Raw genomic sequence first — 14,728 nt, 5'->3', positions numbered from 1 at the left:
CGCCGTAGTGGCCGCCACCATGAACGTGGTGATCTGGGCTTCATCCAGATGGGCCCCGGGCACCAGTTGAGCCACCACCCCGGCCAGCCATCCGGCGAACACCGCGAACACAGGGGTAAAGAGAGCAACCCCCCGCCCCAACCAAGACCCCTCGCTCTCGCCTTGGACGTCGACGCCTCCGGCCTCGGGCTCTGACACGAACACCACCCACCTCGAACACGGCCGACCTGGAGTGGTCGGGCCTCCCGCCCCCAGCGTCGTGCCGGAGATGCCCGACCGCGCCCCAAAGTCCGTTACCGGCCAGGCGGCGACCCTTGACCGGACAGGCTCAGATCCTGAGACGGGCCCACGCCCACTTGCCCCTGCTCGAGTCGGCGCAGTACCCGCACTCGGCGGCCAGCGCGGCGACGATCGGCAGACCCCGACCGCCGTTGTCGTCCCACCGTTCCTCGGCCAGGTCGAGGGTCTCGGGCGTGAGTTCCACGACCGGCCGTGCTCGTGGCGTACCCGGAGCGTCGTCCCAGACGGCCACGAGCACGCCGGCGCAGTCTCGGCTGACCTGGAGACGGATCTCCCCGCCACAAGGCGTGGCCGCGCAGGCGTTCGTGGTGAGTTCGGACGCGACCAGAAGCGCGTCGTCCGAAATGTGCATGCAGTTCCATTTGTGTAGACGAGCCAGGGTCAGCGTCCGCGCCAGACCTGGCGCCGCGTTGGAGGCGAGCATGGACATAAGCAGGCAATCCGGTGTCTCGATCACGATTCTCGATGATCCTTTCGACTTGTTTTCGTGTTTGCAAGTCAAGGATCAGTCGACCGGTTATGGTCAATCTTGTATTCGGGGAAGCCTCAAACAAAAGAGGGACTGGATGTCTGCGGCAGAAGATCTCGATCCGCGGTCGTCGCTTTACGCGTGGTTGGCTCATGACCTGCGGCTTTATCGACAGAGGCATGGCCTGACGGGGGAGCGGCTAGGAAAGATCATCGGCTGTGTGCGCTCGCACGTTGCGAACATCGAAGCCGGTCGGGCGCGCATCGACATGAAGCAGGCCAAGATCCTCGACGAGCTCTGGAATACCGGTGGCCACTTCCAGACACTGCTCTTCTACGCCGAGACGGCCCACGATCCCGACTGGCTGCGCTCGTACAGCCAGCACGAGGCCGCGGCGAGCGTGATCAGGATCTATCAAGGCCAGATCATCCCTCCCCCGCTTCAGACCGAGGGGTACATGCGGGCGTTGCTAACGGAGAGCGATGCCAAGGACGTTGAGCGGGCGATCCAGGCACGGATGGCACGGCAGGAGGCGATCCTCACCCGCCCCTCGCCCCCATACGTCTGGATCTTGATGGACGAGGACTCGATCACCTCACTGATCGGCGGTCAACAGGTCATGCGCTCGCAGCTTGGCTACCTGCTCGAAGTCGGAGTGCTGCCGCACATCTCCGTTCGGATCATCCCCAAGTCGGCGGGCGCACATCTGGGCCTGGACGGTCCGTTCCGGCTCATCACCGTCCGCGACCGGCAGATCGGCTACGTCGGTGCTCGCCGAGGCGGCCGCTTGATCGAGGGGCCGACGGAGATAGCCGAAATTGCCGTAGATTACGAACGAATCGGGTTCAAGGCGCTGTCCGAGGACGCCACGCGGGCACGCATCGGTGAGTTGGAGGCGACGAAGTGACCACGCACTGGCGCAAGAGTTCGTACAGCGGGGCGATCAACGACGAAGCGTGCGTCGAAGTGGCCGACCTTTCCATCGGAATCGGCATCAGAGACTCCAAGGATTCGAATGGCGATTGCCTTGCTGTGAGTCGCGGGGCCTTCGCCGGATTGCTTCGAGAGGCCAGGCTCGGGGATTTGGACGTCCCACAGTGAGTTCGCATAGGAGTACGGCCATTTCAAAATCGTTGGTGTAGGCGTTGTTGCTGGTCAGGCTGGGATGTTCAGCAGGTTCAGCGGTGCGTTGAAGGTGTCGTGGGACATCGCGCGGCGGGCTGCGGCGATGTTGGCGTGTCCGGTGGAGCGCAGAGCGCCGATGGCCTGATTCCGCAGAGTGGCCATGTTCTGGGGGCCGTGACCGGTGCGGGTCCGGGAGGCGCCCTCACCGAAGGTCACATCCCGCACGTGATGGATCTTGTTCTCGATGCCCCAGCGGCCGCGCCCGAGCAGCGCCAGCCGCTGCGGGGACGCCTGTGCGCTGGTCAGGCTGGTAATCACGTACACCGTCTCGCGGGTCCGCCGACCGTGCGGGCGTTGGTGGAGTGCCAGACAATCCGGGTAGCCCGCCGGGCATGCGGGAAGTCCAGGTCGTCCACGGTGAGCACCTTGATCACCGGGTGTCCGCGCGGCCATGCCCCCTGGTCCGGTCGTAGAAACAGGAGGTGACCCGCTCCCACGGCAGCCGCCGCACCGCTCGTGCAGGCCCGGTCGGTTCCCCTTCACCGTGAACACGTAGTGCGCCTGCTTGTCCTCCACCAGGAACACGGCAAGTTATCGACTCGATCGTGAGTGATCGCCCAATACCGATCGATGCTCTCCTGGTCAACCCAGATGTCGAGCAGGAGGAAAGCGATAAATAGTAGGGCCCTTTGGTGCGATCGATTCGAGCGGGGTTTACTGGAGAATAGCCGGTCGACCTTCTTTCTGGCAGATTTTTCGGTGACGTGGACCATGCCGGTTGCGTGCTTTAGTGATGAATCATTAGATTATGGTAGGTCGGGAAATGTTTCCTTAATTATTTGTAGAAGATCGGCAGCGACCCGTCGGTCGAGTTGCAGTGTTTGACTTACTTTCTTGGGAGACTGGCGAGAATCTGAACCGTAAGTGCTCAATTGCAACAGGGGTCCTGTGGGCGTTGCTATCTTTTGATATCCACACTCGACTTCGGTGGGATGGATTTTTGATGAATTATTCGTTTTAAAAAATTCTCTGACTTTGGCCATGTCGATGCCCTATTCTTTCTTTGGGATGACCTGCGTGTGGTCATCTGATTTGCTTTGTTGGCTGAATGGGTGGCTGTCAACGATTAGACGCGGCGTTCTGCATTAGTTCGAGGAGGCCGGCTTCGCGTTCAGCGGCGGTCTGGCCGTAGTCGTGGCTGTAGGTGAACTCGGCGTTCGGGAACTGGGTGAGCCACATCGCGCAGTAATTGCCGGGCATGAAGCACGGTTCGAGTTCGGTGTAGATGCGGGTGATCTGGCCCGGACGGACGCCCTGGGCTTCGAGACGGTCCCAGAGGAGGTGCTCGGGGTGTTCGACGCCGACTCGGGTCTGCTCGGTCTCGATGTGCCTGCGGCCCCCGGGCGATTCGACCTCGAAGGCGACGGACGCGGGGAAGCTGACGGCGTGCCGGATGAGTTCGAGGACGCGCGACCACCAGGACTCGTCGTCCTGCAGGGGGGCGGCGTCGATCTGCAGGAGGCGAGCGCGGAGTTCGCGGAAGACGTCGAGGGGGTCCTTGCGGCCGGGGGAGCGCAGGACGGGGAGCGCGCGGTCGAGAGCGATGAGGGAGTCGAGGAAGGCTTCGACGGTGTCGTTCACGTGCAGGGGGGCGGCGTCCGTGACGATGAAGATCGCCTGGACGGCGCCGGAGGGGCCGACGCAGATCTCGGCGCCCCGGTCGGTGCCGAGGCGGCACCAGGAGGAGAGCGTGGGCGAAAGGCGGCGTGCGTCGATGGCGGACGCGTGGTCGCCGAGGGTGAGCGACTCCCGGTCGGTCGCGGAGAAGTAGGGGCCGACCTGGACGGGGACGCCCGCGGCGAGGGCCGCGACGGAGGCGGGCGGGAGTGCCGTGCCGGCGAGGGCCTGCGAGGTGAGGGTCCGGAGGCCCTTCGGGCCGAACTGCTTTTGCAAGCGGGGTCCCAGGTCTTCCGTCATGGCGCCAGTCTCTCAGTTCGCGGGACGTTCGGGGCGGAGCGCGACGACGCCGAAGGCGCCGCCGGCGTAGAGCCTTCCGTCGGGGTCCAGGGCGAGGGCGCGGACGGGACGCCCGATGGGGGAGAGCAGCATCTCCTCCTGGGACGAGCGCCGGAACCAGGTCCAGCCGTCGACCCACGCGGTGGCGAAGGCGGGGCCGTCCGGGAGGAGCGCGGAGGTCACGGCCGAGACGGCCGTGGAACGCCGGGCGGCGGGCTGGGCGAGGAGGCCGGCGCCGATGTTCCACAGGCGGACGGCGCCGTCCGAGCCGGCGAACACGGCGAGGCGGGCTTCGGGGGTGGTGAGGCAGGTGACGGCCTGGATCGGGCCGAACGGGGTGTCGCACCGGTCGGTGGGCGCGTCGCCGTCCGGATGGACGGCGTGCAGGGCGCCGGAGCGGTCGCCGAGGACGATCGTCGAGGCGGCGGGGTCGGCGCCGAGGGCGCTGAGGGGCGCGTTCCCGGTCAGGCGGGCGAGCAGGCCGTCGTGGCCGTCCGCGTCCGGGCCGAGCAGGGTGAGGGCGCCGGACGAGTCGAGGCGGAGGAGCGTGCCGTCGGGGAGGGGAGCGAGGCCCCGCGCGGTCCTGGCCTTCGCGGGTGTCCGGCCGAGGACGGTGCCGTCCCCGGTGGAGAGCGTGTGGACGGGGCCGTCGATGCTCGTGCCGTGCAGGACGCCGGCTTCGGTGTCGAGGGCGAGGCTGGAGACGGCGCCCGGCCAGGTGGTATCGCCGTCCGGACGGACGTTTCCCCACGCCGGCACCCACGTGGCGCCCTGGGCGTAGTAGGCGAGGTGGGAAGCGAGGGTGCCGTCCGGAAGGGAGAGGGCGCCGAGCCGGAGGACGGCCGCGCGTTCGGCGGCCGAGTTCGCGGAGACCAGGCCGGTGCCGACCGGCAGCCAGGCGTCGGTGGCGGGGCCGGGGACCGCTTCGAGCGCGCCGGTCACGCCGGTCGGCTCGGTGTGGACGAGATCCCGCGTCTGCCAGGAGTTGCCGGGCGACGCCGGACTCGACGGCGTGGCGGGCGAGGTGCCGCAGGATGTAGCGGGACGCGCGGGACCAGTCGGGCCTGCCGGATGTCTGCGGGACGGACGCATACATGCTCGCGCCCAGCGCCCGGTCGATGTGGGCGATGATCTGGGGCGTGCGGGCGCGGCGGACCGCCTCGGCGGTGGGCCGGCAGCCGAGGAGGTACCCGTCGCCGACGCGGTGGACGAGGGGCACGACCGCGGTGACGGCGGCGCGGGCGCGCTGCGGGTCGCCGGTGACCGCGGTCGTCCACTGGTACCAGGTGTCGGCGTCGAGGTCCTCGTAGGCCGACGCCAGCGCCTCCACGGCCGGCCATGCCTGCGGATGGACGAGGCTGAGCCAGCGGCCCACGACGTCGCCGCCGGGGCCTGCGCGGAGGGCCAGCTCGGCGAGGCCGGCTTTCGGGTAGTACTGCGCGGCGGCCGCGGCCAGGCGGGGGTCGGCCCGCATGGCGGTGGCGGTGCGCCGGAGCCATTCGGTGAACGCGGCATGGTCGGTGTACTGCGGGTCGTCCAGGCTGATCACGTCGGCGTGGGTGGAGAACGCGGCGAGGTGTTCGGGACGAGCCTCGACGAGGAGGCGGACGTGGTGCAGTTCGGTCAGCGGCTGCAGGAGCGATTCAACGATCTTCTTCGCTTCCGCGCCGTCGCAGAGGATTCCGCTCTCGTCGAGGGACGGGGCGACAATCGTGGTGCGCCGGGCGTCCGCGGCGAGGACGGCGAGCAGCCCTTCGGGCGTCTCGCCGGGAAGGCTGAGCTGTTCGGCGAGCGCCCAGGTGGCCGATGCGAGGGTCATTCCGCGGAGCGGGACGAACGCGTGGAAGCGCGCGGCGAACGCGTCGTCCGCCATCAGTTCGGCGATCAGGTGGCTCTTCCCGGAGGAGGGGGAGCCCGTCACCATGCACAGGGCGGGGCGCAGGTGGTCCTGAGCCCACCGGCGGACGGTCGCCATAGCCGGGAGCCGGCCCGCGCCCACGTTGAGAGGCGCCTGGTTCGTCACGCTTTCCTTCCGAGATGGGAGAGCGGCCTCAGCTGCCGGCCGGTTCGGTAACGTCGAGATGTTCGGGTGTTCCTTCAGACGGACCGGCATCCCTCAGTGCATGTTTGAGAAGTTGATCTAGGTCGGTGTGTCTACGTGATGTCGTGTGCCGGTTCGTGCAGGGTGGCGCGATGGCTCGGACGTCTGGTTACCCCTCGGACCTGACCGATCACGAGTGGACACTGGTAGAGCCGCTGCTGCCACCGGCCGACGGTGGAGGCCGCCCGGAGAAGCACCACCGTCGCGACATCGTGGACGCGATCCTGTACGTCGTGCGCACCGGCTGCGCCTGGCGGCAACTGCCCGCCGACTTCCCGCCCTGGCAGACGGTGTACTGGTACTTCGCACGGTGGGAGAAGCAGCGGGTCACCCTGCGGATGCTCGACGTACTGCGCCAGCAGGTCCGCGCAGGCGAAGGCCGCGACGCCGACCCCAGCGCCGGCATCATCGACTCCCAGAGCGTCAAAGCCGCCGACACCGTCGGCCGCGACACCCGCGGATACGACGCCGGCAAGAAGGTCGCCGGGCGCAAGAGGTTCATCGTCACCGACACCCTGGGCCTGCTGATCACGGTCACGGTGTGCGCGGCGAGCGTCCAGGACCGCGACGGCGCCAAGGGCACGCTGCTGGTCGTCCGCGGACGCTGGCGTGGCTGACGGCCCACCGGCGGCTGGCCCGCGACTACGAACGCCACACCGCCACCAGCGAGGCCATGATCCGGTGGGCCGCCATCAGCCTCATGACCCGCCGCCTCGCCCGAGGTGGACATCCCGCCGTCCGTCAAGGCCCGCGCCCCCTCGAGTACCTATAACAAGATCCTTTTCAAACACGCACTCAGAATCGCTCCCGACGGAGGGTCGCGCGATCCCGGTTCCCGAGAAGGTGCCGCTCAGTGTTTCAAGCGGCGAGAGCCGTCGGGAAGGGTTCATTCCGCCCAGGCGCCTTCGGAGATCTCGCGGATCATCCACGCCCAGGGGCCTTCGCCATTGTCCTCCCAGGGTTCGTCGGCGTCATTGACGAACGGGGTGGGGTCGAACGCGTACAGTTCGGCCGAGAGCGCGCGGCCGCCTTCCATAAAGACGCCTTCCTTGTCGCGGGGATCGTTCGGATCCTTGTCGATCGAGGCCGCGTAGGCCTCGCTGTACTTCTGGCCGTCTCGTTCGATGGCGTACATGTAGTACGCGAGTGATTCGACGCTCTTGTGCAGGAGGAATAGACCGGCTTCGCTTTCCGGGATGAACCGGACCTGGCCGGACTCGCCGTCGATCACGAGAAGGCCGAGCCCGAAGATGTTGCCGATGTAGAACCAGTCTTCGGGGTGTTCCGGCATGGTCCAGGTCCAGTCGTGTTCCCGGATCTCCTCCCAGAGGTCGGGGAGGGGCTGCCACCCGCCGTCGGCGGGTTCGTGGATGACGGCCGCCCGGCCGCGTATCTCGCCGGGCAGACCGACGCCGTTGATGAACTCCCGGGTGGGACGGTGCTTGATGCCCGGAGGGATCGCCCCGGCGGGAGGCCGGACGACCCCACGGGGGAAGACTTCGTCGACCGCCTCGGCGGTGAGGCGCGCGGGTGGATTGCTCATCGATCGACCATCACCAGGGTAGGTTGCCGCTGAGTATGTCGTTCGTCCGTTGTCGGGCCTGTTTGGTCGCGGCATAATTGCTGCTGGCGTTACGGCCTGTCGATAGTCGACCTTCCGGATGAACTTTTTTTATTTACCGCCGAGGGGGTTTTGTCGGAGTCCGTGACCTTCTTCCGCGTGAGATCGTCCGCGCGCAGTCCCTTGGCCGTCAGCCGGAGTTAGCGCCCGTGGCGGGGTGTCCGGGGCGGAGCGCGACGACCCCGACGCTTCCGCCCGCGTAGAGGGTCTCGTCCCGACCGATGGCCAGCGCGCGTATGGGGAATCCCAGTGGGGACAGGCGCGCTTCCCGCCGGGAGGTGCGCCAGAACCAGACCCAGCCGTCCACCCAGCCGGCGGCGAAGGCGGGGCCGTCCGGGAGGAGGACCGCCGCGACGGCCGAGATGGCGGACGGTCGCTGGACGAGCGGACGGTCGAGGAGGCCGCCGCCGACGTTCCACACGCGGACGGCGCCGTCGGCTCCGCCGAACGGGGCGACGCGTCCGGAGGGGGTGTCGATGCACGTCACGGCCTGGACGGGGCCTGACGCGGTGTCGATCTCGTCCGGCGGGTCGTCGGTGTCGGGGCGGACGGCCCGGAGGCCGCCCGCACGGTCTCCGAGCACGATCGTCGAGGCGGCGGGATCGGCGCCGAGGGCGGTCCACGGAGCGGTCCGGGTGGCGTCGAGGCGGGTCAGCAGGCTCGCGCGCTCGTCGGCGCCCGGCCCGAACCGGTGGAGGGCGCCGGACGCGTCGAGACGCAGGAGACCGCCGTCGGCGAACGGGACGAGGCCGTGCGCGGTTCCGGCCTTGGCGGGTGTGCGGCCGAGCGTCCTGCCGTCCGTTGTCGAGAACGTGTGGACGGGGCCGTCGACGGCCGCGCAGTGCAGCACCTCCGGCTCCGTGCCCAGGGCGAGCCCCGCGACCTCGCCGGGCCAGCCGTGGCCGATCGCGCTGCCGTTCGCCCATGCGGGTACCCGGCCGGCGTGCCGGGAGAAGCGCTGGAGGTCGTCGGCGAGGGACTCGGCGGACTCAAGGAGGGCGCCCAGGTGGAGGACGGCGGCGCGTTCGGCCGCGGAGGTCGCCGAGACCATGCCGGCACCGACCGTCCGCCAGGCGTCGGACGGGCGTCCGGGCAGGCGGACCGTTTCGAGCGCGCCGGCCACCGAGATCGGGTCGGCGTGCACGAGGAAGCCCGTGTCGGTCAGGAGTCCTTCCGCGACCCCGGATTCGACGGCGTGCCGGGCGAGGTGGCGTTGCACGTAGCCGGACGCCCGCGCCCAGTCGGGGCGGCCGGAGGACTGTGGCACGGCCGCGTACATGCCCGCCCCCAGCACCCGGTCGATCTGGGCGGTGACCTGCGGCGTCCGCGCACGCCGGATCGCCTCCCGGACGGGCCGGCAGTCGAGCAGGTGCCCGTCGCCCGCGCGCCGGACGAGGGGCATCACCGCGATGACGGCCGCCCGCGCGCGTTCCGGGTCGCCGGTGAGCGCACGGGTCCAGGTGAACCATGTGTCGGCGTCGATCTCCTCGTACGCGGAGGCGAGCGCGTCCAGGGCCGGCCAGGCCTGCGGCGGGACGAGGCGGAGCCAGCGGCCCACGAGGTCGTCGCCGGGGCCCGCGCGCAGGGCCAGCTCCGCGAGGCCCATGTTCGGGTAGTGCCGCGCCGCGGCGGCGACCACGCGGGGGTCGAGCCTCATGGCGGCGGCGGTGCGTTGCAGCCATGCCGTGAACGCGGCCTGGTCGGTGTACTGGGGGTCGTCGAGGTTCACCACGTCGGCGTGCGGGGGGAAGGCCGCGAGCGCTTCCGGGCGCCCTTCCACGAGGAGACGGACGTGCTGGATCTCTGAGAGCGGTCGCAGCAGCGTTCTGACGATCGCTTCCGCGTCCGCGCCGTCGCAGAGGACGCCGCTCTCGTCGAGCGCCGGGACGACGATCGTCGCGCGGCGGGCGTCGATCGAGAGAGCCCCGAGCAGCGAGTCCGGCGTCTCCCCGGGGAGGCGGAGCTGCCCGGCGAGCGCCCATGTCGCCGATGCCGGGGTCATTCCCCGTAGCGGGACGAACGCGTTGAACCGTGCGGCCGGCGTGTCGTCCGCCATCAGTTCGGCGATCAGCTGGCTCTTGCCGGTCGCGGGGGAGCCGGTCACCATGCAGAGGGCGGGCCGCAAGGTGTCCTGCGCCCAGCGGCGGACGGCGGTCAGCGCCGGATGCCTGGCGCCTCCGACACCTGGTGGCGGCGGTGCCTGGTCAGTCACTCGGTCACGACCACATGCCCTCGGCGATGTCGAAGAACGCGACGGTCCACGGTCCGGCGAAGTCGTTCGCCCATGGCTCCCGGACGCCTTCGGGGAAGGGAGTCGGGTCGGCTTCGTAGAGCCTTTCGGCCAGGACTCTGGCCACCGCGAGATAGGCAGCGGCCTGGGCGTCCGGGTCGTCGCCTATCTCCGACTCCACCCGCTCGTGCGCGTAGACGTCGCGATTGACCTCGATGAGGTACATGAAGTAGGCGAGTGCGTTCACATCGCTGTGCAGGGGGGAGGGCGGTTCGTTCCAGTCCGGTATGAATCGGAGTTCGCCCGTCGAGCCGTCGAGGATGATGCTGCCGCCTTCGAATCTACCGAGGACATAGCAGTGCTCGGCGCCTTCGGGGAGGGGCCATTTCCATTTTCCGCGGCGTCCCGTGCTCATTTCCTGGTAGAGCTCCGGCAGGGGCTGCATCCAGCTTTCGTCCGCGGGGTCCTCGGTGCTCAGAAAGCCCGATCGCAGTTCCGTCGGCAGGCCGGTTTCGGCGAGGAAGGTGCGTGTCGGCTGATGGGTCAAGCCCGCAGGAAGCGTGGCTTCGGGGAAGCGCCGGACCTGCTCCGTGCCGAACGTCTCGATCAACTGTTCGTGGTGAATTATTGGGGCCATGGTGATTCGCCTGCTCAGGAGCCGTGCACCGCTCGGCGGGCCCACCCGTCAACCCATCTGTTGGCGGCGGAGCGGCTGGTCCCGTTGATGTCGTAGTCGGTGTAGTGCGTTGAGGGTGTTTTGGGGATGTGCAATTTCATCCATTGATCGCAGTACGCGGAACGTTTGTCGCAGGGCGACCTCTCGGTGGCCAGGTCGAGGATGTTTCTCTTGGGTATTCCCTGGTCCAGTAGATAGTTCGCGCCCATGCGTTCCGAGTGTACTCCATCGCTGTGCGTGACCAGGATGCGGCGATTGCCGTCGGAATCGATGTATCTGATGGCGGCGTAGTTGTTGCTGCCCCGATCGTGTCCGTTATGTTTCCGTGTCGCTTTGATGGCATCGGCCATCTCGCGGTCCCTGCGGCTCAGGTTCGGGCTGTCCGGGTCGATCTTGCGGGACTTGACGCGGTCGCCCTCCGGGGGGACCCGGGACGGGCGTTTCTTGGCCCAGCCGTCACGCGTCTTCTTGCCGATCTTCGTCGGATCGAGCCCGATGACATTTCCTTTGGCGCCCGAGACCCGGAAGAGTTCGCCCGCGCTCTTGCCGAAGATGCCTTGGGCCGCCTGGTTCCTCGCTCGGGACCGGGCCCTGCCGCGTCCTCCTCGCGGAGTCATCGGTCGCCGCCAGGGCCTGTCCGGACGGCGCCCGGGACCGGTGAAGGGGGCACGGCGGATCACCTCTCACGGCACATCGGTGATCGGCAGTGTAAGGGCGATAAGTCATCCTGTGGGGCTTTGAGGTGCAAGGTTTGGCGTTTGTCCAGGTGGTCGCATACATGAAGTCGTTCCCCTGGGGGCGCCGTGGTCGGAGGCGGCTTCACCGGGTGTGGGAACCGGCTTGCGGCGCTGTGCCGGATGTCCGGTGGCGCGTATTGTTCTGTAGATACCGTCTGGGGCGGAATGCGAGATCGAGGCTGGGATGACCGTCAACGGGTACGAGGTGCGTCCGGAGACGCTGCGCAGTGCGGCGAAGGCGCTGTCGGCGGCGGGCGACAAGCTCACGCAGGAGTGGTCGGGCCTGAAGTCGACGGTGCAGGGGATGGGGCAGCCGTGGGGCGCCGACGACATCGGCATGCTGATCGGGGAGTCCTACACGGCCATTGAGGCGCAGGCGGACGAGTCGTTCACCGGGTCCGCCGAGGAACTGTCGGGGTACGGCGAGAAGCTGACCGCGTTGGCCGACAACCACGAGAAGGCCGAACAGCAGATGGTCGGGGAGGTCACGTCGATCTCGGCGGCGCTGAACGGGACCGGAGTGCAGCAGGTCTGACCGTTCGCACGCCTTTCGTGACTCGGTGCATGACCGGTTGTTGGGTATATGTCGCGTCCTGGGGCCCGCGGTGGCTAGGATCCTGGACGACGGGTTGATCAAGGAAGGTGCGGTTTCGTGGACTCTGCGAGCAACGATCTCGACCGCATGCTGACCGACGCCCGCAAGACGCTCGAATCGATGCGGCAGGGCAAGACCCCGCCTCCCGCCGCGGGCGACGCGGAGACCGTCCGGGGCGTCGGTGAGGCGGGCGAGGGCAGGGTCAAGGTCACCGCGGTGTCGGGCGGCCGGCTCGAGAAGGTCGAGATCAACCCGCGCGCGATGCGGCTGTCGGCGGAGGAACTGGGCGAGCACCTGGTGACGGCCGCGAACGCCGCGCTCGACGACCTGCGGCAGAACGCGGGGGACGCCGGTGGCCCGGTGGTGGACACCGAGCGGCTCGGCAAGCAGGTCGAGGAGATCCAGAACGAGAGCCTGCGCCAGATGACGATGATCAGCCAGGCTTTCAACGACGCCATTTCCAAGGTTCGCGGCGGCGGCAAGTGACCGTGAGGTGACATGGGACTGCAGCTTCCGGGCGAGCTGATCTCGCTGCTGGGCATGCTGGGCTACACGTGGCCCGAGGCGGACGAGACGAAGCTGTTCGACCTCGGCTCGACGTGGATGGAGTTCTCCGGAAAGGTCCGGGGCGTCGTGTCCGAGGCGGACGGTGCGGCGCAGCAGGCGCTGTCGGCGAACAAGGGCGACGACATCGAGGCGTTCCGCGAGGCGTGGGGCGGCGAGGACTCGCCGAAGTCGGTCCTGGAGGACGCCGCGACGGGCGCGACGCTCGTCGGTGCGGCGTTCTTCCTGTGCGCGGGCATCGTGCTCGCGTTGAAGATCAACGTCATCATCCAGCTGATCATGCTGGCGATCGCGATCGCGCAGGCGATCGCGACGGCCGTCGTGACGTTCGGGGCCTCGCTGGCGCAGATCCCGATCTTCAAGGAGATCGTGCGGTTCGCGATCGAGATGCTGATCGATCAGGCGATCAGCGCGCTCCTCGGCTGACGATCCGGGCGAGCGCCCGCGCGGCGACCGTCCGGTACGCGTGGTCGGCGGCGATGCCGGCGGCGAGGACGCGGGGGCTCTCGGCGATCTCCCGGACGGCCGGGACGGCCACGGCCGCGGCGGGACCGATGGCGCCGAGGCCGCGGACGGCGAGCATCCCGGCCGGGGTCGCGGCCACCGCGTCCACCAGGTGGGGGAGCAGCCGGTCGGTGTCGCCGGTGGCGCGGTGGACGACGGCGGCGGCGCCGGACGCGCCCGTGGGGTCCTCCAGCAGCGGTTCGAGGAGCGGGACGGCCGGTGCTGCGGCGGGCCCGAGCGCGTACAGGTTCTCGGCGGCGTCGTCGTCCAGGCCGCTGCGGAGGGCGCTCCGGAGGAAGCGGAGCGGTTCGTCGCCGTCTCCGGTGATCCGCCAGATCGCCCACGCGGCGCCCTCGCTCGCGGGACGGCCGTGCCTGCGGCCGAGGAACCCGCGCAGGGCGGGGACGGCGCCGGCGGCGGCCGGGCCGAGGGAGGCGAGGGCCCGTGCGGCGGACGGGACGGCCTTGCGGCGTTCGAGCACCGAGACGATCTCCGGAAGCAGCGGGCGGGCGCGCTCGTCCCAGCCGGCGAGTCCGTCGAGGACGCCGGCCAGGAGGTTTCCCGCGAAGCCGGTGCCCTTGACCGGCTCGGCGAGGAACGCCCGGAGGGCGGGGAGCAGCGCGTCACCGTGGGCGTGCGCCCCGGCGAGGGCGGGCGCGGGGTCGAATGCCCGTCGCGGTGCGGCCAGTTCGGCGGCCAGGGCCGGGACGGCGCGGGCGTCGCCGGCGCGGGCGAGGGCTTCGAGCGCGCTCCCGGCGATCAGGTCGTCGGGGTGGTCGAGGAGCGGTGCGAGCGCGTCGGCGACCAGGGCGATGGCGGGGCCGCCGTGCTTGATCTCCCAGACGGCGTCCCGGGCGATCTCGCCGGAGCCGGTGAGCAGCTCGGCGAGGGGCGGGAGCAGTTCGGCGGGTGCGGCCCGCCAGGTGCGCATGACCTCGCCGGCGCGGTGCACGGCCGCCGGGTCGGGGACGGCCAGCGCGTCGCGGGCCAGCCGGATCTGCGGGCCGGGACGGTCGTCGAGTGCGGCGGTCAGGAATGTGGTCCGGCCGCCGTCCAGCACCCAGAGTTGACCGTCGAGCGCGGAGTGCGCGGCCTGGATCTCGTCGGTGAGAGCTCGCAGGGCGGCGTCGTCCGGGTCCGTGCCGCGCCACAGCAGGGCGACGGTGGCGGCGGCCCGTACCTCGCGGCGCGCGTCGCGCGTCCGGTCGCGCAGCCAGCCGAGGTCGGAGCCGAGGTCGCCGGCGGCCAGCACCATGCTCGCGGCCGCGCCCGCGTCCTCCTCGGCGGCGCACTTCACCCGCAGCAGCGGCGCCGGGTTCTCTTCGGGGAAGTCCGCGAGGACGAACGGGACGGCGGCGCGGACGGACGGGTCCGCGTCGTCGAGCAGGCGGATGAGGCCGGGGAGCCCGGCGGCGACGGCCGCACGCGCGTCGTGCGCCCACCGTGTCAGGTCCGCGTGGACGTCCGGGGCGTGCTCGTCCTCGTCCTGCGCCTCGAGGTCGCGGAGCGCGCACGCGATGTCGGAGAGCAGTTCGAGGATGCGGGGCCGGTGGTGGACGTCCGGGGCGGACGCGAGATCGCAGAGCACCCCGGCCGCAGGCGCCGTCGCGGAGTACACGGTGCCCTGGTGGTAGACGGTGGCGTACAAGTCGTCCAGCGCGCGCGCCGCCACGGTGGGGTCGTTTGACGCGGCCCGTTGCAGCGTGCGGGGGAGTGTTGTGGCGGGGCCGTAGGCGTGGAGGAGGTCGCTCCAGGGAACAGCGCTCACACCCTGGCCCTGGGCGCGGCGG

16 protein-coding genes and 1 pseudogene are annotated in these 14,728 nt (G+C 69.6%); 8 read left to right on the top strand and 9 right to left on the bottom strand.

What is annotated here, in order from left to right:
* Nucleotides 1-328 precede the first annotated feature (328 nt).
* Nucleotides 329-652: an ATP-binding protein gene (locus F7P10_RS16530; protein WP_176611501.1), complete on the bottom strand. Its 324-nt coding sequence runs from the start codon at nt 650-652 to the stop codon at nt 329-331.
* 70 nt (nt 653-722) lie between these two features.
* On the opposite strand from F7P10_RS16530, the gene F7P10_RS16525 reads away from it, so the two are divergent.
* Nucleotides 723-1,676: a helix-turn-helix transcriptional regulator gene (locus F7P10_RS16525; protein WP_176611500.1), complete on the top strand. Its 954-nt coding sequence runs from the start codon at nt 723-725 to the stop codon at nt 1,674-1,676.
* A complete protein-coding gene (locus tag F7P10_RS16520; protein ID WP_151010157.1) occupies nt 1,673-1,870 on the top strand; it encodes a DUF397 domain-containing protein in 198 nt (65 codons plus the stop codon). Before F7P10_RS16525 ends, F7P10_RS16520 begins: the two co-directional genes overlap by 4 nt.
* Before the next feature lie 54 nt (nt 1,871-1,924).
* On the opposite strand, the gene F7P10_RS16515 is transcribed toward F7P10_RS16520, so the two are convergent.
* From F7P10_RS16515 to F7P10_RS16500, 3 genes are all read right to left on the bottom strand, one after another.
* Nucleotides 1,925-2,347: a transposase gene (locus F7P10_RS16515; protein ID WP_151010156.1), complete on the bottom strand. Its 423-nt coding sequence runs from the start codon at nt 2,345-2,347 to the stop codon at nt 1,925-1,927.
* Nucleotides 2,348-3,013: 666 nt separating this feature from the next.
* On the bottom strand, nt 3,014-3,871 hold the full coding sequence (locus F7P10_RS16505) for a nucleic acid/nucleotide deaminase domain-containing protein (RefSeq protein WP_151010154.1): 858 nt from the start codon (nt 3,869-3,871) through the stop codon (nt 3,014-3,016).
* Nucleotides 3,872-3,883: 12 nt separating this feature from the next.
* Nucleotides 3,884-4,852 carry a hypothetical protein gene (locus F7P10_RS16500; protein WP_151010153.1) on the bottom strand — a complete coding sequence of 323 codons (969 nt, stop codon included), beginning with the start codon at nt 4,850-4,852 and terminating at the stop codon, nt 3,884-3,886.
* A 152-nt stretch (nt 4,853-5,004) separates the two neighbouring features.
* On the opposite strand from F7P10_RS16500, the gene F7P10_RS16495 reads away from it, so the two are divergent.
* The 3 genes and pseudogenes from F7P10_RS16495 to F7P10_RS16485 all read left to right on the top strand — a co-directional run bounded on the left by F7P10_RS16495 (nt 5,005) and on the right by F7P10_RS16485 (nt 6,783).
* Nucleotides 5,005-5,220 carry a hypothetical protein gene (locus F7P10_RS16495; RefSeq protein WP_151010152.1) on the top strand — a complete coding sequence of 72 codons (216 nt, stop codon included), beginning with the start codon at nt 5,005-5,007 and terminating at the stop codon, nt 5,218-5,220.
* Nucleotides 5,221-5,258: 38 nt separating this feature from the next.
* Nucleotides 5,259-5,984: a hypothetical protein gene (locus F7P10_RS16490; protein WP_151010151.1), complete on the top strand. Its 726-nt coding sequence runs from the start codon at nt 5,259-5,261 to the stop codon at nt 5,982-5,984.
* A 119-nt stretch (nt 5,985-6,103) separates the two neighbouring features.
* Nucleotides 6,104-6,783 (top strand): annotated as a pseudogene (locus F7P10_RS16485) (IS5 family transposase).
* A 114-nt stretch (nt 6,784-6,897) separates the two neighbouring features.
* On the opposite strand, the gene F7P10_RS16480 reads toward F7P10_RS16485, so the two are convergent.
* From F7P10_RS16480 to F7P10_RS16465, 4 genes are all read right to left on the bottom strand, one after another.
* On the bottom strand, nt 6,898-7,554 hold the full coding sequence (locus F7P10_RS16480; protein WP_176611499.1) for an SUKH-4 family immunity protein: 657 nt from the start codon (nt 7,552-7,554) through the stop codon (nt 6,898-6,900).
* Nucleotides 7,555-7,762: 208 nt separating this feature from the next.
* Complete coding sequence (locus F7P10_RS16475; protein WP_151010149.1) at nt 7,763-9,844, bottom strand: hypothetical protein; 2,082 nt, start codon at nt 9,842-9,844, stop codon at nt 7,763-7,765.
* A gap of 4 nt (nt 9,845-9,848) precedes the next feature.
* Nucleotides 9,849-10,472, bottom strand: a complete 624-nt coding sequence (locus F7P10_RS16470) for an SUKH-4 family immunity protein (RefSeq protein WP_176611498.1) — start codon at nt 10,470-10,472, stop codon at nt 9,849-9,851.
* Nucleotides 10,473-10,513: 41 nt separating this feature from the next.
* Nucleotides 10,514-11,155 (bottom strand): nucleic acid/nucleotide deaminase domain-containing protein, encoded by a 642-nt coding sequence (locus F7P10_RS16465; RefSeq protein ID WP_151010147.1) that lies wholly within the window; start codon nt 11,153-11,155, stop codon nt 10,514-10,516.
* A 304-nt stretch (nt 11,156-11,459) separates the two neighbouring features.
* Between F7P10_RS16465 and F7P10_RS16460 the strand changes: the two genes are divergently transcribed.
* From F7P10_RS16460 to F7P10_RS16450, 3 genes are all read left to right on the top strand, one after another.
* Nucleotides 11,460-11,810, top strand: a complete 351-nt coding sequence (locus F7P10_RS16460; protein WP_151010146.1) for a WXG100 family type VII secretion target — start codon at nt 11,460-11,462, stop codon at nt 11,808-11,810.
* Between the two features lie 117 nt (nt 11,811-11,927).
* Entirely contained in the window at nt 11,928-12,356 is a 429-nt protein-coding gene (locus tag F7P10_RS16455; RefSeq protein ID WP_254716636.1) for a YbaB/EbfC family nucleoid-associated protein, read from the top strand.
* Nucleotides 12,357-12,368: 12 nt separating this feature from the next.
* Entirely contained in the window at nt 12,369-12,860 is a 492-nt protein-coding gene (locus tag F7P10_RS16450) for a hypothetical protein (protein WP_151010145.1), read from the top strand.
* Here the strand turns inward: F7P10_RS16450 and F7P10_RS16445 are convergent.
* The gene (locus F7P10_RS16445; protein WP_151010144.1) at nt 12,841-14,706 is read right to left on the bottom strand and encodes a hypothetical protein; all 1,866 of its coding nucleotides are present in this window, start codon (nt 14,704-14,706) and stop codon (nt 12,841-12,843) included. The two genes, F7P10_RS16450 and F7P10_RS16445, sit on opposite strands and share 20 nt — an antisense overlap.
* Nucleotides 14,707-14,728 lie beyond the last annotated feature (22 nt).

It is taken from the genome of Actinomadura sp. WMMB 499, assembly GCF_008824145.1.
Taxonomy (GTDB): Bacteria; Actinomycetota; Actinomycetes; order Streptosporangiales; family Streptosporangiaceae; genus Spirillospora.
This window is presented reverse-complemented; position numbering and strand designations above follow the sequence as displayed.